25 protein-coding genes and 1 pseudogene are annotated in these 26772 nt (G+C 70.7%); 11 read left to right on the forward strand and 15 right to left on the reverse strand.

Annotated features, from left to right (window positions below; genetic code table 11):
- Window position 1 precedes the first annotated feature (1 nt).
- Window positions 2-2941 carry an FAD-binding and (Fe-S)-binding domain-containing protein gene (locus E1181_RS21505; protein ID WP_132677450.1) on the reverse strand — a complete coding sequence of 980 codons (2940 nt, stop codon included), beginning with the start codon at window positions 2939-2941 and terminating at the stop codon, window positions 2-4.
- 691 nt (window positions 2942-3632) lie between these two features.
- On the opposite strand from E1181_RS21505, the gene E1181_RS21510 reads away from it, so the two are divergent.
- Window positions 3633-5210, forward strand: a complete 1578-nt coding sequence (locus E1181_RS21510; RefSeq protein WP_132677451.1) for a BCCT family transporter — start codon at window positions 3633-3635, stop codon at window positions 5208-5210.
- 176 nt (window positions 5211-5386) lie between these two features.
- Entirely contained in the window at window positions 5387-6151 is a 765-nt protein-coding gene (locus E1181_RS21515) for a crotonase/enoyl-CoA hydratase family protein (RefSeq protein WP_132677452.1), read from the forward strand.
- Window positions 6152-6437: 286 nt separating this feature from the next.
- On the opposite strand, the gene E1181_RS21520 is transcribed toward E1181_RS21515, so the two are convergent.
- Both E1181_RS21520 and E1181_RS21525 read right to left on the reverse strand, forming a co-directional pair.
- Window positions 6438-7460, reverse strand: a complete 1023-nt coding sequence (locus E1181_RS21520) for a hypothetical protein (RefSeq protein WP_132677453.1) — start codon at window positions 7458-7460, stop codon at window positions 6438-6440.
- Window positions 7461-7496: 36 nt separating this feature from the next.
- Window positions 7497-8105 carry a dihydrofolate reductase family protein gene (locus E1181_RS21525; RefSeq protein ID WP_132677454.1) on the reverse strand — a complete coding sequence of 203 codons (609 nt, stop codon included), beginning with the start codon at window positions 8103-8105 and terminating at the stop codon, window positions 7497-7499.
- A gap of 142 nt (window positions 8106-8247) precedes the next feature.
- Here E1181_RS21525 and E1181_RS21530 point away from each other — a divergent pair, with 142 nt between their 5' ends.
- From E1181_RS21530 to E1181_RS21540, 3 genes are read left to right on the forward strand one after another with little or no spacing between them, the layout of a single operon-like run.
- On the forward strand, window positions 8248-8679 hold the full coding sequence (locus E1181_RS21530; RefSeq protein WP_132677455.1) for an SRPBCC domain-containing protein: 432 nt from the start codon (window positions 8248-8250) through the stop codon (window positions 8677-8679).
- Window positions 8680-8683: 4 nt separating this feature from the next.
- Complete coding sequence (locus tag E1181_RS21535; RefSeq protein WP_132677456.1) at window positions 8684-9037, forward strand: ArsR/SmtB family transcription factor; 354 nt, start codon at window positions 8684-8686, stop codon at window positions 9035-9037.
- Between the two features lie 5 nt (window positions 9038-9042).
- Complete coding sequence (locus E1181_RS21540; RefSeq protein WP_132677457.1) at window positions 9043-9774, forward strand: DUF899 family protein; 732 nt, start codon at window positions 9043-9045, stop codon at window positions 9772-9774.
- Between the two features lie 8 nt (window positions 9775-9782).
- On the opposite strand, the gene E1181_RS21545 is transcribed toward E1181_RS21540, so the two are convergent.
- The 4 genes from E1181_RS21545 to E1181_RS21560 all read right to left on the reverse strand — a co-directional run bounded on the left by E1181_RS21545 (window position 9783) and on the right by E1181_RS21560 (window position 14341).
- Window positions 9783-10925, reverse strand: a complete 1143-nt coding sequence (locus E1181_RS21545; protein WP_132677458.1) for a CaiB/BaiF CoA transferase family protein — start codon at window positions 10923-10925, stop codon at window positions 9783-9785.
- Between the two features lie 234 nt (window positions 10926-11159).
- Complete coding sequence (locus tag E1181_RS21550) at window positions 11160-11909, reverse strand: GntR family transcriptional regulator (RefSeq protein ID WP_132677459.1); 750 nt, start codon at window positions 11907-11909, stop codon at window positions 11160-11162.
- 48 nt (window positions 11910-11957) lie between these two features.
- Window positions 11958-13115 (reverse strand): acyl-CoA dehydrogenase family protein, encoded by a 1158-nt coding sequence (locus E1181_RS21555; protein ID WP_132677460.1) that lies wholly within the window; start codon window positions 13113-13115, stop codon window positions 11958-11960.
- A complete protein-coding gene (locus tag E1181_RS21560) occupies window positions 13112-14341 on the reverse strand; it encodes an MmgE/PrpD family protein (RefSeq protein WP_132677461.1) in 1230 nt (409 codons plus the stop codon). Before E1181_RS21560 ends, E1181_RS21555 begins: the two co-directional genes overlap by 4 nt.
- Before the next feature lie 380 nt (window positions 14342-14721).
- Between E1181_RS21560 and E1181_RS21565 the strand changes: the two genes are divergently transcribed.
- From E1181_RS21565 to E1181_RS32245, 4 genes and pseudogenes are all read left to right on the forward strand, one after another.
- Window positions 14722-15837 carry an NDMA-dependent alcohol dehydrogenase gene (locus tag E1181_RS21565; protein WP_132677462.1) on the forward strand — a complete coding sequence of 372 codons (1116 nt, stop codon included), beginning with the start codon at window positions 14722-14724 and terminating at the stop codon, window positions 15835-15837.
- Window positions 15838-15849: 12 nt separating this feature from the next.
- Complete coding sequence (locus E1181_RS21570) at window positions 15850-16668, forward strand: N-acyl homoserine lactonase family protein (RefSeq protein ID WP_132677463.1); 819 nt, start codon at window positions 15850-15852, stop codon at window positions 16666-16668.
- A gap of 60 nt (window positions 16669-16728) precedes the next feature.
- Window positions 16729-16824: pseudogene (locus E1181_RS32610) on the forward strand (FmdB family zinc ribbon protein); the annotation flags it as partial.
- 57 nt (window positions 16825-16881) lie between these two features.
- Window positions 16882-17166: a hypothetical protein gene (locus tag E1181_RS32245; protein WP_235876934.1), complete on the forward strand. Its 285-nt coding sequence runs from the start codon at window positions 16882-16884 to the stop codon at window positions 17164-17166.
- Here E1181_RS32245 and E1181_RS21580 read toward each other — a convergent pair.
- The 7 genes from E1181_RS21580 to E1181_RS21610 form a co-directional block, all read right to left on the reverse strand.
- The gene (locus tag E1181_RS21580) at window positions 17163-17654 is read right to left on the reverse strand and encodes a carboxymuconolactone decarboxylase family protein (protein ID WP_132677465.1); all 492 of its coding nucleotides are present in this window, start codon (window positions 17652-17654) and stop codon (window positions 17163-17165) included. The genes E1181_RS32245 and E1181_RS21580 overlap by 4 nt on opposite strands.
- 99 nt (window positions 17655-17753) lie before the next feature.
- Window positions 17754-18758: an amidohydrolase family protein gene (locus tag E1181_RS21585; protein ID WP_132677466.1), complete on the reverse strand. Its 1005-nt coding sequence runs from the start codon at window positions 18756-18758 to the stop codon at window positions 17754-17756.
- A gap of 20 nt (window positions 18759-18778) precedes the next feature.
- The gene (locus E1181_RS21590) at window positions 18779-19906 is read right to left on the reverse strand and encodes an FAD-dependent monooxygenase (protein ID WP_132677467.1); all 1128 of its coding nucleotides are present in this window, start codon (window positions 19904-19906) and stop codon (window positions 18779-18781) included.
- Window positions 19903-20940 (reverse strand): VOC family protein, encoded by a 1038-nt coding sequence (locus E1181_RS21595; RefSeq protein WP_132677468.1) that lies wholly within the window; start codon window positions 20938-20940, stop codon window positions 19903-19905. Before E1181_RS21595 ends, E1181_RS21590 begins: the two co-directional genes overlap by 4 nt.
- 30 nt (window positions 20941-20970) lie before the next feature.
- Complete coding sequence (locus E1181_RS21600) at window positions 20971-21879, reverse strand: MBL fold metallo-hydrolase (RefSeq protein ID WP_132677469.1); 909 nt, start codon at window positions 21877-21879, stop codon at window positions 20971-20973.
- Complete coding sequence (locus E1181_RS21605; protein ID WP_132677470.1) at window positions 21876-22832, reverse strand: fumarylacetoacetate hydrolase family protein; 957 nt, start codon at window positions 22830-22832, stop codon at window positions 21876-21878. The genes E1181_RS21600 and E1181_RS21605 overlap by 4 nt, the downstream gene beginning before the upstream one ends.
- Before the next feature lie 72 nt (window positions 22833-22904).
- On the reverse strand, window positions 22905-23810 hold the full coding sequence (locus E1181_RS21610; protein WP_132677471.1) for a LysR family transcriptional regulator: 906 nt from the start codon (window positions 23808-23810) through the stop codon (window positions 22905-22907).
- A 134-nt stretch (window positions 23811-23944) separates the two neighbouring features.
- Here E1181_RS21610 and E1181_RS21615 point away from each other — a divergent pair, with 134 nt between their 5' ends.
- Complete coding sequence (locus tag E1181_RS21615) at window positions 23945-24883, forward strand: fumarylacetoacetate hydrolase family protein (protein ID WP_132677472.1); 939 nt, start codon at window positions 23945-23947, stop codon at window positions 24881-24883.
- Between the two features lie 11 nt (window positions 24884-24894).
- Here E1181_RS21615 and E1181_RS21620 read toward each other — a convergent pair whose 3' ends face one another.
- The gene (locus E1181_RS21620; RefSeq protein ID WP_132677473.1) at window positions 24895-25836 is read right to left on the reverse strand and encodes an SDR family oxidoreductase; all 942 of its coding nucleotides are present in this window, start codon (window positions 25834-25836) and stop codon (window positions 24895-24897) included.
- Between the two features lie 111 nt (window positions 25837-25947).
- On the opposite strand from E1181_RS21620, the gene E1181_RS21625 reads away from it, so the two are divergent.
- Window positions 25948-26604: a TetR/AcrR family transcriptional regulator gene (locus E1181_RS21625; protein WP_132677474.1), complete on the forward strand. Its 657-nt coding sequence runs from the start codon at window positions 25948-25950 to the stop codon at window positions 26602-26604.
- The last annotated feature ends 168 nt before the right edge of the window (window positions 26605-26772 follow it).

A 26772-nucleotide genomic window follows, 5' to 3' on the forward strand; every position in this document is an offset into this window, starting at 1 on the left:
GCTACTCCGCTCGGGTCGGGCCGGGGTCGAGGAGTTGGGCGAGGTGCAGGCCGGGCCTGCTCGGGGCGAGCTGGGCGACCTGCCGAGCGCACGAGAAGCCGTCGGTGAGCACTGCGACGTCGCTGCCCGTGTCCCGGAGCGCCGGTGCGAGGGCGTTCTCGGCGACGCGCATGCTCACGTCGTAGTGCTCGGCTTCGAAGCCGAAGTTGCCCGCGACGCCGCAACATCCGGTCGCGTCGACGACCTCGCCGACCCCGGCCGCCTCGAGAGCTCTCCGCTGCGCCGCGGCTCCGAACACGGAGTGCTCGTGGCAGTGCGTCTGGAGCACGGCCCGCTGCGGCGCGGGCCGTGCCGGGGACGGCACCCAGCCTCCCGACACCCGGTCGGCGACGTGCGCGGCGAAGCTGCGCACGCGCGAGGCGACGCGCCTCGCCTGCTCGGTGTGGACGAGTTCCGGCAGGTCCTTGCGCAGCGCGGCGGCGCAGCTCGGTTCGACGACGACGATCGGCCGGTCCGTGCCGTCGTCGAGCGCGGCGGCCGTCTTGGCCAGCAGCCGCTTGGCGGCGTCGAGCTGGCCGGTGGAGATCCAGGTCAGGCCGCAGCAGGCGTCCGCCGAGCACGCGACGGTCTCACCGGCGTCGCCGAGGACGCGGGCGGCGGCACCGGCGACCTCGGGCCGGAACCCCCGGGTGAAGGTGTCGACGAACAGCACCGCCGAACCCCGTGCTCCCGCGTCGGTGATCTCGCGGCGCCACTCCCCCGCGCGGGCGAACCGGGGCAGGGCGCGCTGGGTGGTGAGCCCGCCCGCTGCCGCCGCGGCCTTGGCCAGCGGTGTCGCCAGGACGGCGTTGACCAGACCGGAGACGCGGCCGGTCAGCTTCAGCCAGCGCGGGAGCCAGCCCAGCGAGTAGTGGGACCGCGGCCTGCGGCGGCCCCGGTAGTAGTGGTCGAAGAACTCCGACTTGTAGGTGGCCATGTCCACGCCCGCCGGGCAGTCGGTCGCGCACGCCTTGCACGACAGGCACAGGTCCAGCACCTCTCGGGCCTCCTCCGACCGCCAGCCCTCCTCCACCGTGCGGGCGCCCCGGACGACCTCCTGCAGCACGCGGCCGCGGCCGCGCGTCGAGTCCTTCTCGTCCCGCGTGGCGCGGAAGCTCGGGCACATCACGCCCCCGGTATCAGCGCGGCACCGGCCCACGCCGATGCACCCCTGCACGGCGTGGACCCACGGGTCCCGCCCCGCCGACGCCGGGCTCAACTCGAAGCTGGTGCGCCACTCGCGGTCCGGCACACCGGCGAGCGCCAGGTGGCCGTCCATCGGGTCGGGATCGGTCACCGAGCCGGGGTTGAGGATGCCCGCGGAATCCCACAGCTTCCGGCACTCGGCGAAGGCGGCCATCACCTCCGGTGAGTACATGATGGACAGCAGCTCGGACCGGGCGCGGCCGTCACCGTGCTCGCCGGAGAGCGAACCACCGTGCCGAACGACGAGTTCCGCCGCCTGCCGGGTGAACTCGCGGAAGACCCGGCGCCCCTCGTCGGTGCGCAGGTCGTAGGTGATGCGGATGTGCATGCAGCCGGCGCCGAAGTGGCCGTACATCACCCCGGTGAGCTCGTGCTCGGCCAGGAGTTCGCGGAGGTCGGCGAGGTAGTCGGCGAGCCTTTCCGGGGCGACGGCGGCGTCCTCCCAACCGGGCCAGGACTCACCGCCCGACGCCAGCCGGGACGACAGGCCCGCGCCGTCCTCGCGGACCCGCCACAGCGACGCGCGCTCGGCGGGGTCGGCGGCCTTGCGGCCCTGCACGAGCCGGCCGTTCTCACCGAGCCGGTCGAGCAGCCGGTCCGCCTGGGCTCGCACAGATTCGGGGTCGTCGCCGTCGAGGTCCACGAACAGCCACGCCTGCCCCTCGGGCAGCCCCAGCACGGAGTCGGGGCCTCGGCGGTGCCGCATCGTGGCGACGATGGCCTCATCGGTGCCCTCGACCGCGGCCGGGGAGAACTCCAGGATCGTCGGGACGTCGCGGGCGGCGTCGACCACGTCCTGGTAACCGAGGCAGACCAGCAGCGCACTGGCCGGTTTCGGCACCAGCTTCATGCGCGCGCCCACCACCACGGCCCACGTCCCCTCGGAGCCGACGACCGCGCGGGCGACGTTGAACTTCTCCGGCAGCAGTTTCTCCAGGTGGTATCCGGAGACCTGCCGGGGAATGCGGCCGAGTTCGAGCCGGAACGCGCTCAGGTGCTCCTGCGCGAGCCCGGCCAGCGAGGCCACGAGGGCGTCCGCTCGCGCCGCGGCGGCGGAGTCAGCGGGATCGGTGGCGCGCAGACCCGCTTCGGTCGCCGTCAGCCGCGCGCCGTCGGAGGTCACGAGGTCGATCTCGGCGACGTGGTCGGACGTGCGGCCGTAGCGCACGGAGTGGTTGCCGCAGGCGTCGTTGCCGATCGCCCCGCCCACCGTGGCGCGGTTCTTCGACGAGGGGTCCGGCGCGAAGGTGCGGCGGCCACCGGTAGCGCGCTCGACCTCGCGCGTCAGCGTCGCGAGGACGACGCCGGGCTGCACGTCGACCGCTCCGGCGTCCTCGTCGATGGCGCCGACCTGGTCCATGTGCCGGGAGAAGTCGAGGACCAGCCCTGGACCGACGGCGTTGCCCGCCATCGAGGTCCCGCCACCTCGGGCGATGATCGGAGTCCGGGTGGCCCGGCACGCCGCGACGGCTGCCACCACGTCGTCGGTGGCGCGCGGGAACACGACCGCCAGCGGTTCGACGCGGTAGTTGGAGGCGTCGTAGGCGTACTCGGCACGTCGGCGGGGTGAGGCGTCCGCCGGCACACCGGCATCCGCGAGCGCCCGAAGCAGCGTCGACTCCGGATCGCTCCCGCTGCTGGCATCACCCCGGTGCGACGTCGCGGTGGGCACCGGCCGGCCGGCGGAATCGGTCATGCGTCGAGTCCCTTCGCGCGGACGAGAAGCGGTCGCGGGTGGCTCCCGTGCTGCACGGTACCGACTCCCCCGCACACCACCGGAGAAATCACCGCGGAGCGTGTCGACATCAGCCCTCCACAGTGGACGATACCGGCACCGCGCGAGCGCACGCCCAGGACTTTTGACCCTGGTGGGATCGCAACCGCGGGGTGCTCCCGGTGGCCGGGGACCAACCTCGGAGGATCTCGGCGCGCCCACCGATTTTTACGCCGATGGCTCCGCCCGCGCCTGACGCGCGGATCAGGCCTCGGCCACCGCGCGTCCCAACACCGTCACCGGGCGTGCGCGCACCGCATCCACCCCGATCTCCGGCGGTTTCGACGCGGTAGCCGGGGGCCGCCCCGCGCACCCGGGGGTTCGTCCCGGCGGGTAAACTTCCTTCCCGCTCCGGCGAGCTTGACCAGCGCGAACGTTGTCGCCGATGTTGCGAGCAACCGCAACACCCCCAAAACCGCAGCGCACGCGTCCGCCGGTGATCCCCCGCGCAGCGGCCCAACCCCGTCCCCACGCCGCCGACCCAGTCACGGAGACCTCTTCCGAAGCACGAGCGTCATGTCGGTCCCGGCGTCACGGTCTTCCCCGCGACGGCATCACGCGTGCCCACAACAGGTCGCCCCACCGTCGTTTCCCCAGCTCACGGAGTCACCGATTGTCTGAACCACCCACCGCGCCGTCCGATCAGCGGAGGCCCGGACCGGTCCTGTACGTCTCGCTCGCCCTGGCGCTGGCGATCGCCGTGTGGGGCGCCGCCGCCGGCGACTCGCTGTCGCGGGTCGGCTCCGCCGCGCTCGACGGCATCACGCGCGGCTTCGGCTGGGCGTACCTTCTGGTCTCGCTCGGGTTCCTCGCCTTCCTGGCCTTCCTCGCGTGCAGCAGGTACGGCAGCCTGCGCCTCGGCCGCGACGACGAGCGTCCCGCGTTCCGCCGCGTCACCTGGTACGCGATGATCCTCTCGGCCGTGATGGGGATCGGCCTGATCTCCTACGGCGTCACGGAGCCGATCTCCCACCTCGCGGAGCCACCGCACGGCCTGGCGCAGCCGATGACGCCGGGCTCGGCGGTCACCGCGATGCAGTTCTCGTTCTTCGACTGGGGCTTGCACGCCTGGGGCATCTTCGCGGTCGTCGGGCTCGCGATGTCCTGGTCGATGTTCCGCCGAGGTCGTCCCGGCCTGGTCAGCGCCCTGTTCCGGCCGCTGCTCGGCAAGCGCGTCGACGGAGTCGCGGGCGGCGCGATCGACGTGTTCGCGGTCCTGGCCACGCTGTTCGGCACCACCACCTCGCTCGGGCTGGGAGCCCTGCAGATCAACGGCGGGTTCACCGCCCTGTTCGGCATCCCCACCTCCCGGCCGGTGCAGTTCGCGATCATCGCCGCCATCACGTTGCTGTTCACCGCCTCGGCGCTGACCGGCGTCGCGCGCGGGATCCGGTTCCTGTCCGAGACCAGCATGGGCCTGGGGGCGCTGCTGTTCGTGTTCGTCCTGGTCGTCGGACCCACCATCTACCTGGTCGACCTCTACGTGCAGTCGATCGGCCGCTACGTCAGCGAGCTGGTGTCGACGAGCCTGATCACCCCGGCCAACGGCGACCTCGACTTCATGCAGTCGTGGACCTACTTCATGCTCGCCTGGTGGCTGTCCTGGGCGGCCTTCGTGGGCGTGTTCCTGGCCCGGATCTCGCGGGGTCGCACGATCCGCGAGTTCGTCGTGGGCGTGCTGCTGGTGCCCAGCGTCGTGTTCTCGCTCTGGTTCACCGCCTTCGGCGGCACCGCGATCCACAGCGACCTGATCGGCAGCACCAAGATCGCGGTGGCCGCGGCCGGGGACGAGAACTCGGCGTTCTTCGCCACCCTCCAGTCGCTGCCGCTGTCCACGGTCACCTCGCTCGTGACGATCGTGCTCGTCGTGCTGTTCTTCGTCTCCGGTGCCGACGCCAACACCTTCGTGCTCAGCATGCTGACCAGCCGGGGCACCGAGAACCCGCCCTCGTGGATCCTCGCCCTGTGGGGCGCGGTGACCGGTGCGGCCGCGATCGCGCTGCTGGCCGCGGGCGGCCTGGACTCGCTGCAGCAGATGGTGATCGTCAGCTCGGCACCGTTCCTGCTCATCCTCATCGGCGTCGCCGTCGGCTTCTGGAAGGACCTGACCACGGAGTTCGTTCCGCGCCAAGTCCCCGTGCCCGCCGAACCGGAACCGGCCGAGGAGCGAACTCCGCAAACGCTGCACTAGGTCGTGCCCAGGTGTGGCGCACCGCCTCAGGTTCTTCAGCGGCGTCGTGGCGAGCACGCCGCGACGCCGCTGAGGTTCTCCCCGCAACGCCTCAACAACACCCCCAGGTCCTTGCCGACTGATCGACGGCGACGCATGCTCGGGTGCGGTACAGCAGCAGCGAAGGAGACACCGCTATGACCGACAGCGTCCTGACGGAGTTCGCCGACGGGGTAGCCCTGATCACCATCAACCGCCCCGAGGCCCGCAACGCCGTCGATCGCTCGGTCGCGGACGGCATCGCCGCCGCCATCGACGAGTTCGAAGCCCGCTCGGACCTGACCATCGCCATCCTCACCGGGGCCGGTGGCACGTTCTCCGCGGGCATGGACCTCAAGGCCTTCACCCGCGGCGAACGACCCAGCATCCCCGGCCGGGGGTTCGGCGGCCTCACCGAGAAGCCACCGACGAAGCCGCTGATCGCGGCGGTCGAGGGCTGGGCGCTGGCCGGCGGCTGCGAGCTCGCCCTCAGCGCGGACCTCATCGTGGCGTCCCGCGACGCCAAGTTCGGGCTGCCCGAGGTCAAGCGCAGCCTGGTCGCCGCCGCGGGCGGGCTGCTGCGGCTGCCCAAGACGCTGCCCTACCAGCTGGCGATGCAGGTCGCGCTCACCGGTGACCCGCTCACCGCCGAGGTCGCCCACCAGCACGGCATGGTCAACGCCCTGACCGAACCGGGACAGGCCCTCGACGAGGCCCGCGCGCTGGCAGCCCGGATCGCCGAGAACGGACCGCTCGCGGTGCGCGCCACCAAGCAGGTCGTCGCCGGCGCCGTCGACTGGACCGACGCGGAAGCGTTCAGCCGCCAGTCCGAAATCGCGTCTCCGGTCTTCCGCTCCGCCGACGCCCAAGAGGGCGCCCGCGCCTTCGCCGAGAAGCGCCCCCCGGTCTGGCGCGGCGCCTGACCAGGCACACCCCCGAGGCCAGCTGATCAGCACGAGCGCCGATCAGCTGGCCTTCTCGTTCTCCGCTCCGCATGGCCATCCGCCGCGAGAACCCTTGCACCACGGGGAATCCGCGTTCAGCCATCGGGAACTGATCTCCTGCCACCGAGAGCTCCACCCCACTTTTGGGGGGCTGGTGCCCACCCTCTTCTGGGCTTCCGGGGTTCACGTCGATGGGTCATTTTCGGACCACGCGATGTTTCCGGGGGGAAGCAGCGACGAGCACTCTCATGGCGCCGAGGAGGATTCAGATGTTGCAGAAGATGAAGACGCGGAGGAGGAGGCAGCGTGCGGTCGCGGCGATGGCGTCCCTCGGTCTGGCTGCGGCGTTGATCGGTGTCGGGAGCGGGGTCGCACCCGCCGCCGGCGTCTGCGGGGAGGGACCGGCAGTCCCGGTGAGCCACGCCCCGCCACGGATCCCGCGGAGAACTTTTGGGAGTTCGAGGGCAAGATCTCGGATGTCGACGAAGCGGCCCGGACCATGACCGTGAACGGTGCGACGTTGCACATCCCTGACGAGCTCCTGGTCAAGACCCAGAACCTGGACCAGGAGACGGGCAACATCACGTTGACCGACCTCATGAACCCCGCGCTGCCCACGATCGAAAGCGCCGCGACCGGCATCGCGCACGGCACCGCCACGTACACCCCTGCTCCGAACGATCCGACGCAGTCCTGCGTGACCTTCGAGGCGGAATCGGTGTACGTCGAGTTCGCCGAGAACGTTCTGGTCGGATCTTTCATGGGCGTGGCACCCGACGAGCAGAGCATCACCGTCGCAGGAGCGAAGGTCGAGCTGAACAGCGACCCGCGCTGGCCGGCGAGGATCGTCGACGGCGCCGGCGACGAGAAGACCTTCGCCGATCTCAAGGGGCACGAGGGACTTCTCCTGGAAGCCGAGGGCTACTACAGCACCGAGCGCGGCGCGCTCCAGGCGACCATCGTCGAAACCGAGCAGATCTTGGGGGCTCCCGCGGAGGGCACCGATGTCGTGGCCATCACGCGAGCCCAGTGGAAGCCCAACGAGCTGCGGGTCAACGGAGCGGTCTCGCCCGCCGGAACCGGGAAGACGGTGAGCGTCTACCGAGGTGGCGTCGTCGGAACCACCTGCGACACCAGTGCGGCCCCGCTGGGCACCGCCACCGTCGCCGCCGATGGCTCCTGGACCGTCCGCAACCGCAACGTCCGCGCCTACCCGCCCGAGGTGTGCGCCCAGTCCAGCGATGGAGGCGTTCCGCTGATGCTCGATGCAGGTCTGCGGCAACCGCAACGAGGCCCGCACCTTCGCCAGCCGCAACCGCCCGTCTCAGGGGCGCAGGGCGTAGGTCACGTGAGTGACCCGGCTCGCGCCTCGGGCGGTCACCTGCTCCAGCTTCAGCGGTGGCACGCCTTCGAACACCCGCGTGCCCGCGCCGAGGGTGAGCGGCACGATGTGCAGCCGCAGCTCGTCGAGCAGGCCCGCGGCGAGGTACTGGTTGATGGTGGTTGCGCCGCCCTGGACCGCCACGTCGCGGTCGCCTGCGGCGGCGCGCGCCTGGGCGAGCGCCGACTCGATCCCGTCGGTGACGAAGTGGTAGGTGGTGCCGCCGTCCATCGGCTGCGGCTCGCGCGCGTGGTGGGTGAGGACGAAAACGGGCGCGTGGAACGGAGGATCGTCACCCCACCAGCCGCTCCACGGGCGGTCCCACTCGCCGCGCACCGGGCCGAACATGTTGCGACCCATGATGAACGCACCTGCGGCGGCCACCTGGTCGATCTCGGCGCGGTTCTCGTCGGCGCCGTCGAACATCCACGCGTGCAACTCGCTGCCCCAGCCGTCACCACCGTCCTCGCCGAACGGCCGCTGCTCGCTCTGGTTCGGCCCGGCGGAGTACCCGTCGGCCGAGACCGTGATGTCGCTGATCACCCTGCCCATGCGTCGCTCTCCACTCCGGACGGCACTCCCCCGAGTCTGCGCCACCCCGGACCGCACCGCACGGACGACGCGCACACCTTGACGCAACCGCCTGGTTGCCATACTGTCGCAACCAGTTGATTGCTACTCGCGGGAGGCGACCATGGGGTTCCCCGATCGGATCGAACGGACCGTGGACCTGGCCCACCCGCCGAGCGCGGTGTGGGCGGCGTTGACCACGGCCGAAGGGCTCAGCGGTTGGTTCGGCAACAGCGCCACGATCGACCTGCGCCCGGGCGGGGCCGCGCAGATGAGCTGGCCCGAAGGACCGGTTGCCGACATCCGCGTCGAACGGGTCGAGGAGCCCAGGGTTTTCGGCTTCACGTGGCGGGTCGACGGCGTGCCCGCTGACGACCCGCGGCGGACCTACGTCGAATTCACGCTCGAACCGACATCGCACGGCACCCGGCTGACCGTGGTCGAGACCGGCTTCGCGCAGTTGCCGGACGAATACCACCGGACTGGGTACGACTCGCACGTCGAAGGATGGCCGCGCGAGCTGGGCGAGTTGATCGACTACCTCGACGCGGCCTAGAACAATGCCCCAGGACCAGGAAGCCGTCGCCGAGCTGGTCTTCACCGCTCTGGCCGACCCGACCCGCCGCAAGATCCTCGCCGAACTGGCCGCGAACGGACCGGCCACCGCCACAGACCTGGCCGCCCGCCTGCCGATCACCCGGCAAGCGATCGCCAAGCACCTGGCGCTGCTGACCGAGGCCGGGCTGGCCGTCGCCGAGCCCGGTGAGCGAAGGCGGGTGCGCTACCGGCACCGCTCCGAACCGATGCGCGTGGCGCAGGGTTTCCTGGCCGCCCTCTCCCGCGACTGGGACGGTCAGCTCGACGCGCTCAAGCAGCACCTGGAACACGACAGCACGACCAGGAAGCCGAGGTGAGCACGATGGACGACTCAACGAACGCGGCCATGCCCGCGGTGGTCAGCCGCGCCGACTGGCAGGCCGAGCTGGACGCGCTGCGGGTTAGGGAGAAGGCCCACACCCGCGAGGGTGACGCGATCGCAGCAGCGCGGCGCCGACTGCCGATGGTGGAGGTGGACGGCACCATCCCGCTGATCGGTCCGAACGGTCCGGTCAGCCTCCTGGACGCCTTCGAGGGCCGCGCACAGCTGATCGCCTACTTCCACATGTGGCACGAGGATCAGCCAGCCGCCGGGCAGTGCGAAGGATGCACGTTCTACAACGGGCAGGCCGTTCGCGAGCACTCCCACCTGCACACCCGCGACGTCACCTACGCGACCTTCTGCTACGGGCCGTACGAGCAGAGCGTGCGCTACCGCGACTTCATGGGATGGGACGTGCCCTGGTACTCGGTGCGGGACAGCGCCGAAGCGCTGCTGCCCGGCCGCCAGGTCGGGATGTTCCACCTGGTGTGCTACCTGCGCGAGGGCGAGCGGGTCTTCGAGACCTACTGGACCACCGGCCGCGGCGCCGAAACCATGGACACCAACTACGCCCTGCTGGACCTCACCGTCTACGGGCGGCAGGAAACCTGGGAGGACTCACCCGCCGGCTGGCCGCAGCACTGGGAAGTCGATCGGGACACGCTGCGCGTGGGTGGGCGGCCCACCGCGCAGTGGGCCCGGCTGCGAGCGGGCCACTCCGACGAGCTCTGATCACCTCCTCAGGCGGGGTCGTCGTCCAGCTCTGCCAGCACGGCGTCGGTGTGCTCACCGACGTCGGGAATGCGGTCCATGCGGGGTGCGCGGCCGGCGAGGGTCACCGGCGGTTGCAGGGCTCGCAGGGGCCCCACGGGCGAATCGACCTCGTGCCAGCGGTTCCGGTCCGCGAGCTGCGGGTGATCGGCGAACTCCTCCACGGTGCGCATCCGGGCGTTGGCGATCTGCGCGCGGTCCAGGCGTGCGACGACCTCGTCCGCCGCGAGTTCGGCGAACGCGGTCTCGATCGCCGTGGTGAGCTCCCGCTCGTTGTCGACGCGATCGGGGTTGGTCGCGAACCTCGGGTCCTCGACGAGCTCGGGGAGCGCCAGCACCTCCTCGCACAGCTTCCGCCACTCGCGGTCGTTCTGGACCGCGAGGAACACCTGCGCTCCGCCTCCCGCGCGGAACGGGCCGTAGGGGGCGATCGCGGCGTGCCGCGCACCGGTGCGCGAAGGGGACTTGCCGCCGTAGACCGTGTAGTAGTAGGGAAAACCCATCCACTCCGCGAGGGCGTCCAGCAGCGAAACCTCGAAAGCGCTTCCCTCGCCGGTGCGTTCGCGCTCGTAGAGGGCGGTGAGCACGCCGGTGTAGGCGTACATCCCGCCCGCGATGTCGGCCACCGAGATGCCGGACTTCGCGGGTTCGTCGCGGCCGCCGGTGATGGAGACCAGCCCGGCTTCGCACTGGACGAGCAGGTCGTAGGCCTTCTTGTCGCGGTACGGGCCGTCGCTGCCGTAGCCGGACAGGTCGCCGACGATCAGCCTCGGGTGGCGGGAGCGCAGCTCCTCGGCGCCGAAGCCCAGCCTCGCCGCCGCGCCGGGTGCGAGGTTCTGCAGGAACACGTCGGCCCTGGCGAGCAGCTTGTCCATCGTCCGCCGCCCCTCGTCGGACTTGAGGTCCAGGACGACGCTCTCCTTGTTGCGGTTGAGCCACACGAAGTGGCTGGCCATCCCGTTGACCGTGGTGTCGTAGTCGCGGGCGAAATCGCCTCCGGCCCGTTCGACCTTGATCACCCGCGCGCCGAGGTCGGCCAGCTGGCGGGTCGCGAACGGTGCGGCCACGGCCTGTTCCAGGGCGACCACGACGATGCCCTCCAGCGGCAGCATGGGCTTTCCTCCCGATGTCGAACGACGCAGCTAAGAGCTGTCCAGTAATTGCTTTGCGTGGCGGTGCGGGTGGCGGAACCTGACCGCCTCCGTGGTCTCCGTGCGCCGCTCCTTGAGTATGTCAATACGCGGCGTCCCGGCGTACTCGCCACGAAGGCGCTGAAGAACCCGCGGCGGTGCGGGTTTCTCGGGTGGTGGAAGAGGATGCGGCTCCGCCGCACTCCCGAACACCTCCTAGTGGGTGCTGCGGCGGAGTTTCACGCGATACGAGTACTGCTCGGGCAAGAAGTGGTTGATGGCCAGCTCGACCGGCTGCTGATCGGTGGTGAGGTAGATCCGGTCCACGCGCAGCAGCGGATCACCGACGGTGCACCCGAGCGCGTCCGCGAGCGTCTGATCCGCGGAGGCGGCCGTGATGCTCTGCTCGGCCTCGGCGATCGGCGTCGGCAACCGCGTGTCGAGCAGGCCGATGATCGTGGCGTCGCTGACGGCCCCGGCCTCCCCCAGCTCCGGCACGTCGCCGAGCGCGGCAGCTGCCGCCGGGTGCAGGTGCACCGTCGTGTGGCAGAAGGAGTCGCCCTCGTGGGTTCGGCGGAAGACCACGGTGTGCACGACGTCGCTGTCCAAGCGCAGCCGGCTGGCCGCGTCGATGTCGACCTTGCGCCGCAGCGGCCGGAGCACTTCGAGCTGGGTGTCCAGCGACAGCCCCATGAGGTCCTCGATGGAACCGAACTGGCGCAGGTACTGACCGTCGCGGGGCGCGGCGAACGTCCCCCGGCCGGGCACGCGGTAGACCATGCCCTCGGCCACGAGGTCGTGGAAGGCGCGGCGCACCGTCTGGCGGCTGACCTCGTACTCGTCGGCCAGCTCCGCCTCGGTGGGCAGCCGCGTGCCGTCGACGTAGCGGCGCTGCAGGATCGCCTGCCGCAGTTCGCGGGCGAGGACCTTGTACGCCGCTTCGCCGCCGTGCTCCTTGGTGCTCATGCCCGAAGGCCCGTCTGTCGTCCCGGATTCGCGGTGGCCATGGGGTGATCATCCATCGAGTCCCCCGCGCGCGACCAGTTGGGAGGCGATGACGTTGCGCTGGATCTCGTTGGTGCCCTCGCCGACGATCATCAGCGGCGCGTCGCGGAAGTAGCGCTCCACGTCGAACTCGGTGGAGTAGCCGTAGCCGCCGTGCACGCGGACCGCGTTGAGGGCGATCTCCATCGCGGCTTCGGAGGCGAACAGCTTGGCCATGCCCGCTTCCATGTCGCACCGCTGGCCGCTGTCGTAGCGGTCGGCCGCGTGCAGCACCAGCTGGCGCGCCGCGGTGTACTGCGTGGCCATGTCGGCGAGGTGGTTGCCGACGGACTGGTGCTTCCAGATCGGTTTGCCGAAGCTCTCCCGCTCCTGCGAGTAGCGCAGCGCGTCGTCGAGCGCGGCCCGCGCCACGCCCAGAGCCCGGGAGGCGACCTGGATGCGGCCGATCTCCAAGCCCTTCATCATCTGGGCGAAACCGCGCCCCTCCTCCCCACCGAGCAGCGCGTCGACGGGTGCGCGGTGGTCGTCGAAGGACAGCTCGCAGCTCTCCACGCCCTTGTAGCCGAGCTTGGGCAGGTCCTTGGAGACCGTGAACCCCTCGCCGTGCTCGACGAGGAGGATGCTGATCCCCCGGTGCCGCGGCTCGGCCCCCGGATCGGTCTTGCACAGCAGAGCGACCAGCTGCGATCGGCGGGCGTTGGTGATCCAGGTCTTCGAACCGTTGATCACGTAGTGATCGCCGTCGCGGCGCGCGCTGGTGGTCAGCGCCTGCAGGTCGGAGCCTCCGCCGGGTTCGGTCAGCGCCATGGTCGCCCGGATCTCGCCGGTGGCCATCTTCGGCAGGTAGCGCTGCTTCTGCTCCTCGGTGCCGAAGGTGTGGATCAGCTTGGAGACCACGGTGTGCCCGCCCATGGCCCCCGCCAGGCTCATCCAGCCGCGCGCGAGCTGCTCGGTGACCTGCACGTAGCACGGCGTGGACACCGCGACCTCCCCGTACGGCTCGGGGATGGCGAGGCCGAAGATGCCGAGCCGCTTCATCTGCTCGATCAGCTTCTCGGGGTAGTCGTTGGCGTGCTCCAGCTCGCGAGCCACCGGGCGCACGTCGCGGTCGACGAAGTCGCGGACGGTGTCGACGATGGCCTGCTCTTGTTCGTTGAGGCTGTTCACGCGGGTTCCTTCTCCTGGTCGTGGACGACTTCCCCGGGAAGATGCTCGGCCAGGACCTCCGCAGCCCGCCTCCAGTCCACATCGGACAGCAGGGCTGGGACGTCCTCGCCGCAGTCGGCGATCTTGGCCGTCATGTCCTGTTCGGACGGTGGGCGTCCGGGTGATCCCGGGGGGAGCTGCAGGGCGACGTCGTGCCGCGTCCCGTCCGCCAGCGTCACGGTGATGTCGACCTGGCCGGCGAGAAGCCAGTCACCACCCGCTGCTTCGGTCACCTTCACGAGCTTCAGCAGGCGCTGGGCCTCGGGGCGGTTGACCGCCCGGTCCGTGAAGCTGCCGAAGCCGGGATGGGGGTCCAGCAACGCGGTGGCCACGGCGTACTCCATGCTGAACTTGCCCTGCAGACCGGTGTTCGGGCGGTGGTGGATCAGCGGCTGCACGGTGCAGGCCGGGGTGCGCACCTCGATCTCGGCCACCTCAGCCGGGGCGATCGGCGCGGGGAGCTGTTCGCGCAGCGCGCTGATCGGCCGTTGCAGCGCGTAGCAGCAGGGGAACACCTTGATCGCCAGACCGCCGGGAACCGCGGGTCCGGTCACGTCGATCCGCTCGGGTTCACCTCCGACCAGGCGCAACCAGGCGTCCAACGCGGTCGGGTCGGCCGTGGCCCCAGCGGCCGCCAGCCGGGCCGCGCGAACACCGGCATCCGCGGCGAACCCGACCTGCAACGACTTGCCCGAAGACCCGAACGCGCGCTGCACTCCCCCGGCGGCCGGAACCGCCAGGGCCATCGCCGTCGCGATCTGCTCGCGCGACAACCCGAGGGCCACGGCGGCGCAGGCGGCGGCAGCGGGCGCACCGGCGGTGCAGGTCGCGTGCCACCCGCTCGCGTAGTGCGACCAGCCCAGCGCCATCCCGATCCGCGCCATGACACCCGCACCGGCCAGGTAGGCGCGCGCATCGCCGCCCGCCGCGAGCGTCGCGGGCACGCACACCACGCTGATGTGGGCGGTGGACTCCATGTGCAGGTCGTCGAAGTCCAGGACGTGCCCCACCGCAGCCCAGCGCGCGGCGTCGGGTAACCCGGCGGAGATCCGCACCAGGTCGTCATCGCGGGCGGCGAGGGTGACCGCGAGGGTGTCGACCAAGGAGCGCTGCGCGAGCGCCAGATCCTCGGCATCGGGGACGAGTTCGTGCGCCCATCGCGCCAGCGCCTCAGCGGCCGAGTCCATCCGCGCTCCCGATCGCGCACGGCCCGTGCCACGCGAGCCCGGAACCGGGATCGCCGCAGAGCACCGCGCAGGTCGATGACAATGTACGGCCAATCCTGCAAGCACGAACACGGGCTGTCAACGCCCACATCCAGCGACAACGTCCGCGACGTGCACTCAGCTCTCCCCTTTTCGGTTTGACACCCTCCAAGACCGGCGAGACACTGTCGAAGCTTTGGCCGTACATATCTGAGTACCGGTTCCCGGCAGTCGGCCGGTGTCAACTCCGGCACGAATCGCAGACTCCGCCAGCACCGACGTCACCGCAGGGACGAGGGCCGCGCACCACCCGGCCCGCCACCAGCGTCCTCGCACTTCCACAACGCCCGCAGAGGTGATCGATGAAGACCCGCGCTGCAGTCCTGGAAGAGGGAAGCAAGGAATTCGAGATCGTCGAACTCGACGTCGACGAACCACGCGTCGGGGAGGTGCAGATCAAGTTCACCGCCTCCGGGTTGTGCCACTCCGATCTCCACCTCACCGACGGCGTCTACGGCGATTCGCCCCGGTATCCCATCGTCGGTGGCCACGAGGGCGCCGGGATCATCGAGGCGGTCGGGCCCGGCGTGACCCACGTCGAACCCGGCGACCACGTGGTGTGCAGCTTCATGCCCAGCTGCGGCGTCTGCCGGTACTGCGCCTCCGGGCATTCGAACCTGTGCGACCTGGGCGCGAACATCCTCAAGGGCCACATGCCCGACGGCACCTTCCGCTACCACCGCGACGGCCGCGACCTGGGCGGGATGTGCATGCTCGGCACGTTCTCCGAACGCGCCACGATCCCGGCCCGCTCGGCGGTGAAGGTCGACCCGTGGCTTCCGCTGGAGGTGGCGGTTCTCGCCGGCTGCGGTGTTCCGACCGGCTGGGGCTCCGCGGTCAACGCAGGCGGCGTGAAAGTGGGTGACACCGCGGTCATCTACGGATCGGGCGGTGTCGGCATCAACTCCGTGCAGGGCGCGGCCTACGCCGGCGCCAAGTACGTGGTGGTCGTCGACCCGGTGGAGTTCAAGCGCGAGACCGCGCTGAAGCTCGGCGCGAGCCACGCCTTCGCCGACGCCGACGAAGCCGCCGCCAAGGTCAACGAGCTGACCTGGGGCGAAGGTGCCGACCAAGCGATCCTGACGGTCGGCGTCATGGACGAGATCGTCGTCCGCCAGGCCTTCGACATCGTCGGCAAGGGCGGCACGATCGTCGTGGTCGGGCAGGCGAACCCGGAGAAGCTGACGATCCAGCTGCCCAGCGCGATGTTCACCCGCAACGAGAAGGTCATCAGGGGCGCGCAGTTCGGCTCGTGCAACCCGCAGTACGACATCGTCAAGCTGCTGCGGTTGTGGAACGCCGGTCGTCTCAAGCTCGACGAGCTCGTCACCAAGACCTACGCGCTCGACCAGGTCAACGAGGGCTACCAGGACCTCAAGGACGGAAAGCTCATCCGCGGGGTCATCGTGCACCAGTGAGGGAGGCTCGACATGTCCGACAACGACAAGATCAAGGTCACGATCATCCCGACCGGAACGATGCACGCCGATCTCACCTGGCTGCTGATCGACCCGTCCCGGATGGCGACCCAGAAGCAGCCGGACAAGCAGCGCGACTGGGTCGAGGTACCCACGCACGTCGTCTACCTGGAACACCCCAACGGTCAGAAGCTGATGTGGGACGCGGGGGTCCCGCGGGACTGGGAGGACCGCTGGGGTCCGACCGGGCTCGACCAGTTCTTCCCGGTCGACGCAGCGCCCGAGGAGGAGTGGCTCGACTCCAGGTTGAAGCAGCTGGACCTGGCACCCGACGACATCGACTACCTGGTGCTGTCGCACCTGCACATGGACCACGCGGCGAACGCGAAGTTCTGGCAGCGGGCCGGCACGACGATCATCGTCGACGAGAAGGAGAAGGAGGGCGCGTTCTCCTTCGACGGCTACAACAAGGGCGCGCACATCAAGTCCGACTACGACGGGCTGGAGATGAGCACGATCAACGAGGACACCGAGCTGCTGCCCGGCGTCACGCTGCTGCGCACCCCCGGCCACACGTGGGGAACGATGAGCCTGCAGGTCGACCTCGCCGACGCGGGAACCATGCTCTTCGCCTCGGACTCGTTGTACCGCAAGGAGTCCTACGGTCCGCCGGCCGTCGGCGCAGGCATCGTCTACGACTCGGTGGCCTGGCTGGAATCCGTGGAGAAGATTCGCGGCATCCAGGAGCGGACGAACGCGCAGGTGATCTACGGGCACGACCCGGAGCAGATCACCCGGCTCCGAACCGGCCCGGGCAACTACTACACGTGATCCCCCGCCCGGCCCGCTCGCGGGCCGGGCGCTGCACTCGGAGGTGAGCTGGTCATGCCGATGTACGACTACGCCTGCACCTGCGGGACCAGGTTCGAGCGCATGGTCCCCTCGTGGTCTTCGCCGGCGCCCGATTGCCCGGACTGCGGAGCGACGACCAGACGCCGCCCGCCCTCCCCCTCGATGCACGGGCTCGCCGCACCCCCTGCGCCGATGACGTCGGCCCCGCGGTCCTGGGAAGGCCTCAACAACGGGGATCGGGACACCGTCACGCACTGGCGCCGGGCGGTGGAGGCGCGCAGGGAGTTCGAAGCGCGCCACCCCGAGCACCGGCAACGGCGCGACGCCATCGCCGCTCACGAGGGCCGCTTCGAGCGCACCCCGCTCACCTACCGAGAACTGGCCTCGCGGGCGGCGACCAGCGGAGACGCCAACCAAGCAGCAGCCGAGGCCAGCCGCGACAGGCGGACCGACCCGAGGCCGCGCGACGAGCTCTAGGCGCTGGGGCTGGGGTCCGAGGCGGGTGCGCTGCGTCGGGGGCGGACCGGGTGGCCGGAGAGGATCGAGACCCGGTTGAAGGCGTTGATGGTGATGGCCGCCCAGGTCACCACGGATGCCTCGTCGTCGGACAGGACCGTCCGGACCCGGGCCAGGGTGGCGTCGTCCGGGTGCTGGTCGGCGACCAGCGTCACCGCCTCGGTCAACTCCAGGGCCGCTCGTTCCTTGTCGCTGAACAGGTCGGTCTCCCGCCAGGCCGGCAGCACGCCCAGGCGCTGCGCGGTGTCCCCAGCGTCGAGCGCGAGCTGCGTGTGCCGGTCCAGGCAGAAGGCGCACCCGTTGAGCTGGGACGCCCGGACGTTGACCAGTTCCATCAGGACGCGGTCCAGCCCGATCTCGCGCGCCTTCGCGCGGATCTCGGTCGCGGTCGAGGTCAGCGCCTTGAACGCGGTCGGTGTCTGCTTGTCCAGGAAAATCCGGTCCGGCATCGGGCCCTCCGCCTTCGTTCGCGCACCGCGGCCGGCGCACCAGTGGTCCTGCTGCCGTGGAAGCTACCCGAACGGTGCGCGCGGGAGACCGCGGGACGATCAGCCGACCGGAGGCAGCGGGCCCAGCAGCCGCGCGGCGTTGCCGCCTCGGATCGCTTCGGTGGTGGTGGCGTCCAGGTCGGCTTCCAGCAACCGGTGCACCGGGTCCTCGACACCCATGTCGAACGGGTAGTCGCTGCCCAGCGTCACCTGCCCGGCGCCCATCGCGTCGACCAGGTGGCGCAGCTGCTGCGGGGTGTAGACGAGGGAATCCACGAAGGTGCGGCGCAGCAGCTCGCTGGGCGGTGCTTCGGTGGTGCGGGCGTCGCCCCGGACCTGCCAGGCGTGATCGGCTCGCACGAGGTAGCTGCCGAGGTAGCCGCCGCCGTGCGCCGACCAGATCCGCAGACCCGGGTGGCGTTCGAGCAGACCGGAGAAGGCGAGCCGCGACAGCGCCAGGGCCGTTTCCACCGGGTTGCCGACGGTGTTGAACAGGTAGTAGGCGTTGAGCCGTTCGCCCAGCGTGCAGCCCCAGGGGTGGATCAGCACGGCGGCGCCGAGCTCGTCCGCCGCAGCCCAGAACTCCGCCAGGGACGGGTCGTCGAGCTCCACCCCGGGCGCGGCCGAGGTGGAGATCTGCACGCCGCGCAGCCCCAGCTCCCGCACGGCGGTCCGCAGCTGCTCCACCGCCAGGTCCGGGTGCTGCAGCGCGACGGCGCCGATGCCGACCAGCCGGTCCGGCCGCCGCGAGCAGCACTCCGCGACGGCCTCGTTGGTGAGCGCGGTGATGCGCTCGGCGAGCCCGCGCTCCGCCCAGGCGTGCGGCAGCGGCACCGGGCTCACGGCCTGGACGTCCACGCCGGCGCGGTCCATCGCGGCGATGCGCACGTCCACGTCGGTGAGCTTCACCGCGAGGGAGCGGATCTGCTCGACGTTGTAGGATGCCGACTCCGGTCCGAGCGCGGCCGCGTCGGCGGCGCGCTGCCCCGCCAGGCCCGGTTCGTCGGCGATCAGCTCGTCGACGGCGGGCACTCCGAGGTGGGCGTGCACATCGACACTGGGCATCGTCTTTCCTCCAAGCTCAGTCACAGCGGGGCCATCGCCGCCATGGTGACCTCGTAGGCCGCGGCGTCGGGGTCGATGTCGAGGCTGTGGTCCTGCTCCCAGCGGCCGATGCGCTCGGAACCCTCGACGACGGTCTTGCAGCGCTCGAAGCGCCGCCGCATGAACCCGTCGAGGACCTGCTCGACGGATTCGTGCGCGGTGACCTCCTCGGCGAGCACGACACCGTCTTCGATGGCCTGCGCGCCGCCTTGTCCGCAGTGCGGGGAGGTTCCGTGCGCCGCGTCGCCGATCAGCAGGACGCGGCCCCGGTACCACGGCTCGGGCAGCAGGATGTTGTCCACCGGGCGGTAGACGATTTCGGCGTCGTCGCGCACCAACTCGCGGTGCTCGGCGACCGCTCCCCCGTACTCGGCGAGCCGGTTGCGGTACTCCGCGGCCAGCCCCTCCTGCGGGAGCTGCACGGGGGCGCCGTCGGGCACCTTCTCGATGGTGAGCATGTACATCAGGTCCGGGGCCAGCGGGACGAATCCCGCCGTCCCCCGCGAACCCCGGTACACCCACAGCCGGTCGAGCTCGGGGATCCGCGGCAGGTTGATGCGCCAGGCGACCTGCCCGGTGAACTTGGCCTTGAGGTGCGAGCCGAACAGCTGCTCGCGGAGCCGCGAGTACAGGCCGTCGGCGCCCACCACGAGGTCGTAGGAGCCCTGCCGCCCGTCGCTGAACCCGACGTGCACCTCATCCGGCGTCTGGTCCACTGTGGATGCGGTGACGCCGGCCCGGATGTCCGTGCCGACCTCCCGCGCGGCCGAGACCAGGATGTCGTGCAGCCTGCGGCGGGTGATGCCGTTGTTGGGCGGCAGACCCGGGATGACGGAAGGCAGGGTGTCGTCCCGGAGCACCGTCTCGCCGTCGGCGGTCAGGCTGCGCACGCCGCACATAGGATATCCCTGCGCCGCGCACTGCTCGGCCAGTCCGAGCTGGTCCAGCGCGCGCAGCGCGTTGCCGGGCTGGATGATCCCGACGCCGTAGACCGTCCACTCGGCGCTCTTCTCGATCAGCTCGACCTCGACGCCGGTGCGGCGCAGCGCGATGGCCGCCGAGAGGCCGCCGATCCCGCCGCCGACGATGAGCACGCGTCGCACGCTCATCGCGATCCGCCCGCCTGCTCACCGAAGAAGTCGCGCACGTTCTCGCCCGCGACGGCCGCGTCCTGCTTCTCGGCGGCCTCGCCCGCGGGCAGCGGCCAGGACTCGTGGAAGCCCTCGGGCGCTTCGACGTTGCGCCAGATGCTCTGCCCCGGGTTGCCGCCCGCGGCCTGGTAGGTGGTGGTCTCCCAGTCGGGCATGGTGTTGACCCAGCCGCCGGCGTTGATCTCCATGCGGAACCCGCCGGGCTCCCGGACGTAGAGGTAGGTGATCTCGTCGATGCCGTGCACGCCCGGCCCGAACTCGATCGGGGTGTCGTTGGCCAGGAAGACCTCGGCCGCGCGCTCCACGTCCAGGCGCTGGTCGACCCGGAAGGCGATGTGGTGGGCGCGTCCGGTCATGCCGCTGAAGTCGGGGACCAGCGCGAGGTCGTGCGTGGAGCGAATGCCGTTGCAGGTCAACGTGGAGAACACCTCGAAGCCCGGTTCGACCTCGGTCTGCGCGGTGTGGCGGGCGCCGAGCCGCTTGTAGAAGTCGATGTCGCCGCGCATGTTCTGGGTCGGCATGGTGACGTGGTCGAGGTAGCGGGCCCCGATCCCCTTGCCGGAGAAGCGCTGCGGCCGGTTCTTGATCACCGGGTCCTGCTGCTCCGGCGGGGCCTGGTAGCGGTCGACGTCCCAGAACACCTCGTGCAGGTGCCTGCCGTGCGGGGCGCGGTACTGGTAGGTGGCGCCGTGCCCGGCCCAGTCATCGACCCAGCCCACCGCTTCCTCGGTGTCGGCCAGCCGCTTGGCGACGATCTCCGGGTCCTCCGGGCCGTAGGTGCGCCAGCCGATCCGGCCGACACCGGGTTCGCGGCCCTCGGTGATGATGAGGCTCGAGTGCAGCCACTCCGCCCAGCCGCGCAGGTAGACCGACTGCCCCTCGCGGGTGGTCTCCTCCAGGCCGAAGACCTCCTTCATCCACTCGACGGTCTCGGCGGGCTTCGGGCTGATCAGCTCGACGTGGGCGAGCTGGGACAACAAGATCTCGGACATGCGGCACTCCTCGGTGCGTGGGAAGGTCTTTCAGGCGAGGCAGGTCAGGGGACGGCCGCCGTTGTAGGCGACCATGTCGCGCAGCGCGGCTCCGGCGTCGAGCGGCTGCCCGGACTCCTCGGCGTAGGCGCTGTGCAGGTTGCCGACGATGCGCTCGCCGTCGGTCCAGTCGGCGAACCGGCCGAGGTCGGTCTCCTGGGCCAGTTCCAGCGGGCTCACCCCGGCTTCCCGGCCGCGGGCGGCGAGGTCGAGGACGAAGCGCAGGTAGCCCAGCACCTCGTCGACGACCTCCGGGCCGCACACCGGACCGTGGCCGGGCACGATCGTGGTGGCCCCCAGCGGCGCCAGGAAGTGCTCGAGGACGTCGATGGAGCCCCGCACCGATCCCGAGAGCAGGAACGGGGTTCCGCCGTTGAACAGCAGGTCGCCGGCGAAGAGCACGGAGCGCTCCGGGATCCACACCACGACGTCGTTGGTGGTGTGCGCGGTCCGTCCGGGGTGGATCAGCTCGCAGCGCAGGTCGTCGACCCACACCGCGATCCGGTCGGTGAAGGTCAGGAACGGCAGCTGGAGTTCGAGATCTCCGTAGTCCACATCGGACCAGATGCCGTCGTTCCCGGGCAGGCCGAGCGCCCGCATCTCCGGGCGGGCCTGCTCGTGCGCGACGATCGTGGCGTTCGGGAAGAACCCGTTGCCCGCCGTGTGATCGGGGTGGTGGTGGGTGTTGACCAGCGTCCGCACGGGCGCTGCCGTCACCTCGGCGACGGCGGCGAGCAGGTCTCGGGTGCGGCGTTCGGTCGCGCACGCGTCCACGCACAGCACCCCGGAGGACCCGACGACGAAACCGCTGTTGTTGATCATCCAGCTTCCGTCGGGCTGCACGAAGGCGTGGATCCCGTCGGAGACCTCCTGCGCCCGTCCCGGGCCCGGCCGGCTCATCGGGGCTCCGGAACGCAGGTGTTGCGCTGCACGCCGATGCCCGAGATCCCCGCCTCCAGCACGTCGCCCGGCTGCAACCAGCGCTGCCACTTGCCGCCGTTGCCCGCGGGGCTGCCGGTGAGGATCAGATCGCCCGGGCGCAGCGTGGTGGCCGTGGACACGGCCGACACCAGCGCTTCGACGTCGAAGAGCAGGTTCGCCGCGACGTCGGACTGCTTGCGCTCCCCGTTGAGGTCGAGGGTGATCTCCAGTTCCCGGTAGTCCGCCAGCTGCTCGGTCGGGACGATGAACGGCCCGGTCGGCAGGAAGGTGGGCCGGTTCTTCGCCCGGATCCAGTCACCGCCCAGCGGCCGGTGCTCAGCGGGGAACTGGAGGTCGCGGGCGCTGACGTCGTTGCAGACGGTGAAGCCGGCGACGTGCTCCATGGCGCGTTCGCGCGGCACCCGGTGCGCGGTCTTGCCGATGACGGCCGTCAGCTCGACCTCCCAGTCGACCTGCGAGGACTCGGCCGGCAGCAGCACGTCGTCGTCCGGTCCGCAGATCGCGGCGGGCAGGCCGCTGAAGAAGAACGGGCTTCCCGTTCGGGCCTTGTCGTCCATCATGCGCTCGGCGTCGCGGCGCAGCTCCTCATCGCTGCGGGTGTCGTCGACGTCCCGGCTGGACAGGACGATCTCGGCGACGTGGCTACGGTAGTTGGCGCCCGCCTGGATGATCTGGCGCGGCTCCACCGGGGCCTGAACGGTCAGCTCCGCCAGCGGAATCCCGCCGCCGTTCGACAGCGCCGCCGCGAGCTCCGGCAGCTCGTCCCGCTTCGCCTCCCAGTCGTCCAGCAGGTCCCGAACGGTCCCCGCACCGTCCAGCCGCAGCACCCGGTCGCCCGCGACGAGACCGGCGAAACTGCCGGAACCGTCGGAGAAAGTGCCCAGGGCGTAGCCGTCCACCCGTCGTGTCATCGCGTCCTCCTTCGACGCGTTCGACGCTAAGGCGGACGGGGTGAGCGCGGAAATGCGCGGCGTGAATACCAGCTATGGCAGGACGGCCAGCAGCTGCTCGCGCAACCAGCGGTGCGCGGGGTCGGCGTCCCGGCGGCTGTGCCAGTAGGCGGATTCGCGCACCGGGCGCAGCGGGAACTCCGGTTCCAGCAGTGCGATCCCGGCGGCGGGCGCGAGCTGCCTGCCGAGGCTCTCCGGGATGATCGTCACCAGGTCGGTGCCCGCCATCAGGAACGGCATGGTGATGAAGTTGACCGAGGTGACCTCCACCCTCGGGGTGACTCCGGCCCGTTCGATGTCCTCGTCCATCAGGCTGCACCCGTTCGGCGGCGCGTAGGCCAGGTACGGGTACCGGTCGAGCGCCTCCAGCGGGAGCGATCCGCCCGCCAGCGGGTGCTGCGACCAGACCGCTCCGACGTACCGGTCGCGGACCACCGGCGCGCTCGAGCAGGATGAGGACACCATGCTCTCGGCGAGCACCTCCGGCAGGATGACCAGGTCGATCTCGTCGCGCTCGATCATGCGCGCGGCGTCGCCGGACAGCGCACCCATCTCCAGCCGGACGTTGGGCATCAGCCCGTTCACCCGTTCCAGCAGCGGGCGCATGATCACGACGCCGACGTAGTCGCTGGAGGCCAGGTTGAAGGTCCGCTCGTCGTGGGCGGGGTCGAAGTCCGGGGGTGCGACGATGTGCTGCTCGATCGTCCCGAGCACCTCCCGCACCGGCTCGATGAGCGCTTCACCGCGCGGTGTCAACCGCAGGTAGCGCCCCTGCTTGACCAGCAGCGGGTCGCCCAGGAGCTTGCGCAGCCGAGCCAGGGCGGTGCTCGTGGCGGGCTGGGACATGTGCAGCCGCTCGGCGGCGCGGGTGACGTTCTGCTCGCGCAGCAGCGCGTCGAGCACGACCAGCAGGTTGAGATCGACCTGTCCCAGATTCACGCCCGTACCTCCCGCATCGTCACCGCCGCGATCCTACGAGCCATCCACCGCGCGAATACCAGCCAGCCGATCCGCGCATTTCCGCCGAGGCGCTCCGGCTGCCTAGCATCGCCGTGGATCTTCGAGGAGGCATCATGCGCATCGTCCGGCACCGGTCGGATCAGGGCCCGCGGCTCGCCGTGCTCGACGACGAGGACGTCCTGATCGACCTGCCCGCAGGACTCGACCTTCCGACGCTGCTGGCCGACGACGGCAGGCTGGCCGACACCGCCGACACCTCGCTGCGCACCGCCGCCCGGGGGCCGGCTCTCGACGAGGCCGACCTCATGGCGCCGCTGGACCCACCGACAGTGCGGGACTTCTCCACCTTCCCCGAGCACACCGCGGGCATCGCCAGGAACCTGGATTCGAACGCCGTGGTCCCGGAGGAGTTCTGGGAGATCCCCGCGTTCTACTTCTCCAACCCCTACGCCACCGTCGGCCCGCACGACGACGTGCCCGTGCCGCCCGGTTGCGAGCGCTTCGACTTCGAGCTGGAGGTCGCGGCCGTCGTCGGCCGCGCGGGCAGCGACCTCACCGTGGCAGAAGCCGCCGAGCACATCGCGGGTTTCGTGGTGTTCAACGACTTCTCGGCGCGCGACGTGCAGTTCCACGAGATGCGGCTGAGGCTCGGCCCGGCCAAGGGCAAGGACACCGCCACGTCGCTGGGCACCATGTTCGTGACCGCCGACGAACTGCGCGACCGCGCCTCGGGCACCTCCTACGACCTGACCATGCGGGTGCTGGTCAACGACGAGGAGATCGGCACCGACACGGTGGACAACATGGCCTGGAGCTTCCCCGCGCTGGCCGCCTACGCCTCGCGCGGGACCTCGATCCGGCCCGGTGACCTGCTGGGATCGGGCACCTGCCGCAACGGGTGCCTGGCGGAGCTGTGGGGCCGGTACGGCCAGGACTTCCGCCCGCCGCTGCGGCCCGGTGACGTGGTCACCACCGAGGTGGAGCTGCTCGGCGGCACCCGCAACCGGATCGTGCCGGGAACCCCACCCCACGAGATCCGGCCCGGGGCCTGACCAACGCCCTGTCAGGAGTCCGGGAACTGAACGCCGATCAGGTCCTGCGAGACCTTCCACATCCGCTGTGCGTCGTCGGTGCTGCGCAGGCGGGAGTACAGCTCCTGCTCCCCCGGCGGGCCGGAGAGGTGGCGAAAACCGCTGGGCCCGTACAGCCGACCACCGGCGTCGGGTGCGGTCGCAGCGAGAAGCGCTGGCAGCAGCGCCGTTTCGACCTTCCCCACCAGGACTCCGCGAGCCGACAGCGCTCGGATGACCCGCACCGCCGCGGTGTCGCGCCCGCGGCCGACCTCCGGGCGCGCGGCGAGGAGGTTGGTGGGCGTCACGCCGGGGTGGGAGAGGTTGCTCGTGATGCCCCAGCCGTTCTCCCGGCTGCGGCGTTCGAGCTCCAGCCCGAACAGCCCGAACGCGATCTTCGACTGGCTGTAGGCCTGGTTGCCGTTGTAGCGCCGCTCCCACTGGAGATCGCCCCAGTTGATGGAGTGCCGGTCGGCGGCGATGCTGATCTGCGAGGTCACCCGCGCCTGGCCCGCGCGCAGGAGCGGCAGCAGCCGGGCCACCAGGGCGACGTGCCCGAGGTGGTTGGTCCCGAACTGGAGCTCGAAACCGTCCTCGGTGACCTGCCGCTCGGGCGGCGTCATGACGCCGGCGTTGTTGACCAGGACGTGGATCGGCCTGCCCTCCGCGGTGAGCTGGTCGGCCAGCTCGGCGACCGATGCCAGCGAGGACAGGTCCAGGTCCCGCAGCGACACCGAGGCCTGCGGGTGCCCGCGTCGGATCTCCGCGAGCGCGGCCTCGCCCTTGCGCCGGTTGCGGACCGGCATGACGACCTCGGCACCCGCCGCCGCGAGCCGGGCGGCCAGCCCCAGACCGACGCCGTCGCTGGCGCCGGTGACCAGAGCGAGCCGGCCGGTGAGATCGGGAACCCGGATGTCCGGTGCGTTGTGCGCCATGAGCTCTTCCTCCCCAACACGAGATGACACCTGTCAGATTAGACGTATTCTGACAGGCGTCAAGTAGGGTCCGGGAGCGAGCACGCGCACAGCCACGGGGAGAATGAGCGCATGACGGCAGAGGAGTCGGTGACCACGCGCGGCCCGGGGCGACCTTCAGCGGCCACGCCTCCGGCACCCGCCGAAGCCGAGGTGCTCCGCCTCGGCATGGAGGCGTTCGCCGAGCTCGGCTACGACCGCACCTCGGCCAGGGAGCTGGCGCGACGGCTCGGCGTCAGCCACAACTTCATCAACGACCGCTACGGCTCCAAGGCCAACTTCTGGCGCGCCGTGGTCGATTCGGCGTTGGCCGACGACCAGCGGGAACGACGGCAGCTCCTCGACGCCGACCTGGACGACGCCGAGCTCGTCCGGGCCGTGATCACCCACTTCTACCAGGCCGCCGTGGAGGCTCCGCTGCTCGGACGGGTGCTGGCCGACGAGTTCGCCCACGAGTCCGAGCGCCTCGACTACCTCTACGACAACTACGTCAACCCCACGTTGGCACCGCTCGTCCCGGCCGTCGAACGGCTCATGGCCGAGGGGCGCATGCCCAGCGTGCCAGTGGACGTGCTCTTCTTCGCCGTCATCAGCCCCGTCGCGGCGCTGGTGCAGCTCCCGCTCGCGCACCGACTCGGCCGCGCCCGGCCGGTGACCCGGGCAAGCCAGGAGAGAACTGCGGACCAACTGGCCGATCTCATCACAGGCGGTCTCCTCGACCGGGCCTGAGGAATCCCCTAGCTGTAGTGCCTTGGGAGGTTGTGAACGGGTGACACGGGGTCGGATGATCTTGGAATGAGTGAGGACCTCCGGGTTCGGTGTGGATCACCACAATCTGCACCGATCACCAGGAGGTCCTCGTGTGTCACCGTAACGCTCCGCTGACCGAGACGGGCA

This window comes from Saccharopolyspora terrae (genome assembly GCF_004348435.1).
In the GTDB taxonomy this organism is placed as follows: Bacteria; Actinomycetota; Actinomycetes; order Mycobacteriales; family Pseudonocardiaceae; genus Saccharopolyspora; species Saccharopolyspora endophytica.

What these genes read in the sequence shown, in the direction of transcription:
- E1181_RS21505 (WP_132677450.1), bottom strand. Translation starts at nt 2,941, where the DNA reads ATGACCGATTCCGCCGGCCGGCCGGTGCCCACCGCGACGTCGCACCGG.
- E1181_RS21515 (WP_132677452.1), top strand. Translation starts at nt 5,387, where the DNA reads ATGACCGACAGCGTCCTGACGGAGTTCGCCGACGGGGTAGCCCTGATC.
- E1181_RS21525 (WP_132677454.1), bottom strand. Translation starts at nt 8,105, where the DNA reads ATGGGCAGGGTGATCAGCGACATCACGGTCTCGGCCGACGGGTACTCC.
- E1181_RS21530 (WP_132677455.1), top strand. Translation starts at nt 8,248, where the DNA reads ATGGGGTTCCCCGATCGGATCGAACGGACCGTGGACCTGGCCCACCCG.
- E1181_RS21535 (WP_132677456.1), top strand. Translation starts at nt 8,684, where the DNA reads ATGCCCCAGGACCAGGAAGCCGTCGCCGAGCTGGTCTTCACCGCTCTG.
- E1181_RS21540 (WP_132677457.1), top strand. Translation starts at nt 9,043, where the DNA reads ATGGACGACTCAACGAACGCGGCCATGCCCGCGGTGGTCAGCCGCGCC.
- E1181_RS21545 (WP_132677458.1), bottom strand. Translation starts at nt 10,925, where the DNA reads ATGCTGCCGCTGGAGGGCATCGTCGTGGTCGCCCTGGAACAGGCCGTG.
- E1181_RS21550 (WP_132677459.1), bottom strand. Translation starts at nt 11,909, where the DNA reads ATGAGCACCAAGGAGCACGGCGGCGAAGCGGCGTACAAGGTCCTCGCC.
- E1181_RS21560 (WP_132677461.1), bottom strand. Translation starts at nt 14,341, where the DNA reads ATGGACTCGGCCGCTGAGGCGCTGGCGCGATGGGCGCACGAACTCGTC.
- E1181_RS21565 (WP_132677462.1), top strand. Translation starts at nt 14,722, where the DNA reads ATGAAGACCCGCGCTGCAGTCCTGGAAGAGGGAAGCAAGGAATTCGAG.
- E1181_RS21570 (WP_132677463.1), top strand. Translation starts at nt 15,850, where the DNA reads ATGTCCGACAACGACAAGATCAAGGTCACGATCATCCCGACCGGAACG.
- E1181_RS32245 (WP_235876934.1), top strand. Translation starts at nt 16,882, where the DNA reads ATGACGTCGGCCCCGCGGTCCTGGGAAGGCCTCAACAACGGGGATCGG.
- E1181_RS21580 (WP_132677465.1), bottom strand. Translation starts at nt 17,654, where the DNA reads ATGCCGGACCGGATTTTCCTGGACAAGCAGACACCGACCGCGTTCAAG.
- E1181_RS21585 (WP_132677466.1), bottom strand. Translation starts at nt 18,758, where the DNA reads ATGCCCAGTGTCGATGTGCACGCCCACCTCGGAGTGCCCGCCGTCGAC.
- E1181_RS21590 (WP_132677467.1), bottom strand. Translation starts at nt 19,906, where the DNA reads ATGAGCGTGCGACGCGTGCTCATCGTCGGCGGCGGGATCGGCGGCCTC.
- E1181_RS21595 (WP_132677468.1), bottom strand. Translation starts at nt 20,940, where the DNA reads ATGTCCGAGATCTTGTTGTCCCAGCTCGCCCACGTCGAGCTGATCAGC.
- E1181_RS21600 (WP_132677469.1), bottom strand. Translation starts at nt 21,879, where the DNA reads ATGAGCCGGCCGGGCCCGGGACGGGCGCAGGAGGTCTCCGACGGGATC.
- E1181_RS21605 (WP_132677470.1), bottom strand. Translation starts at nt 22,832, where the DNA reads ATGACACGACGGGTGGACGGCTACGCCCTGGGCACTTTCTCCGACGGT.
- E1181_RS21615 (WP_132677472.1), top strand. Translation starts at nt 23,945, where the DNA reads ATGCGCATCGTCCGGCACCGGTCGGATCAGGGCCCGCGGCTCGCCGTG.
- E1181_RS21620 (WP_132677473.1), bottom strand. Translation starts at nt 25,836, where the DNA reads ATGGCGCACAACGCACCGGACATCCGGGTTCCCGATCTCACCGGCCGG.
- E1181_RS21625 (WP_132677474.1), top strand. Translation starts at nt 25,948, where the DNA reads ATGACGGCAGAGGAGTCGGTGACCACGCGCGGCCCGGGGCGACCTTCA.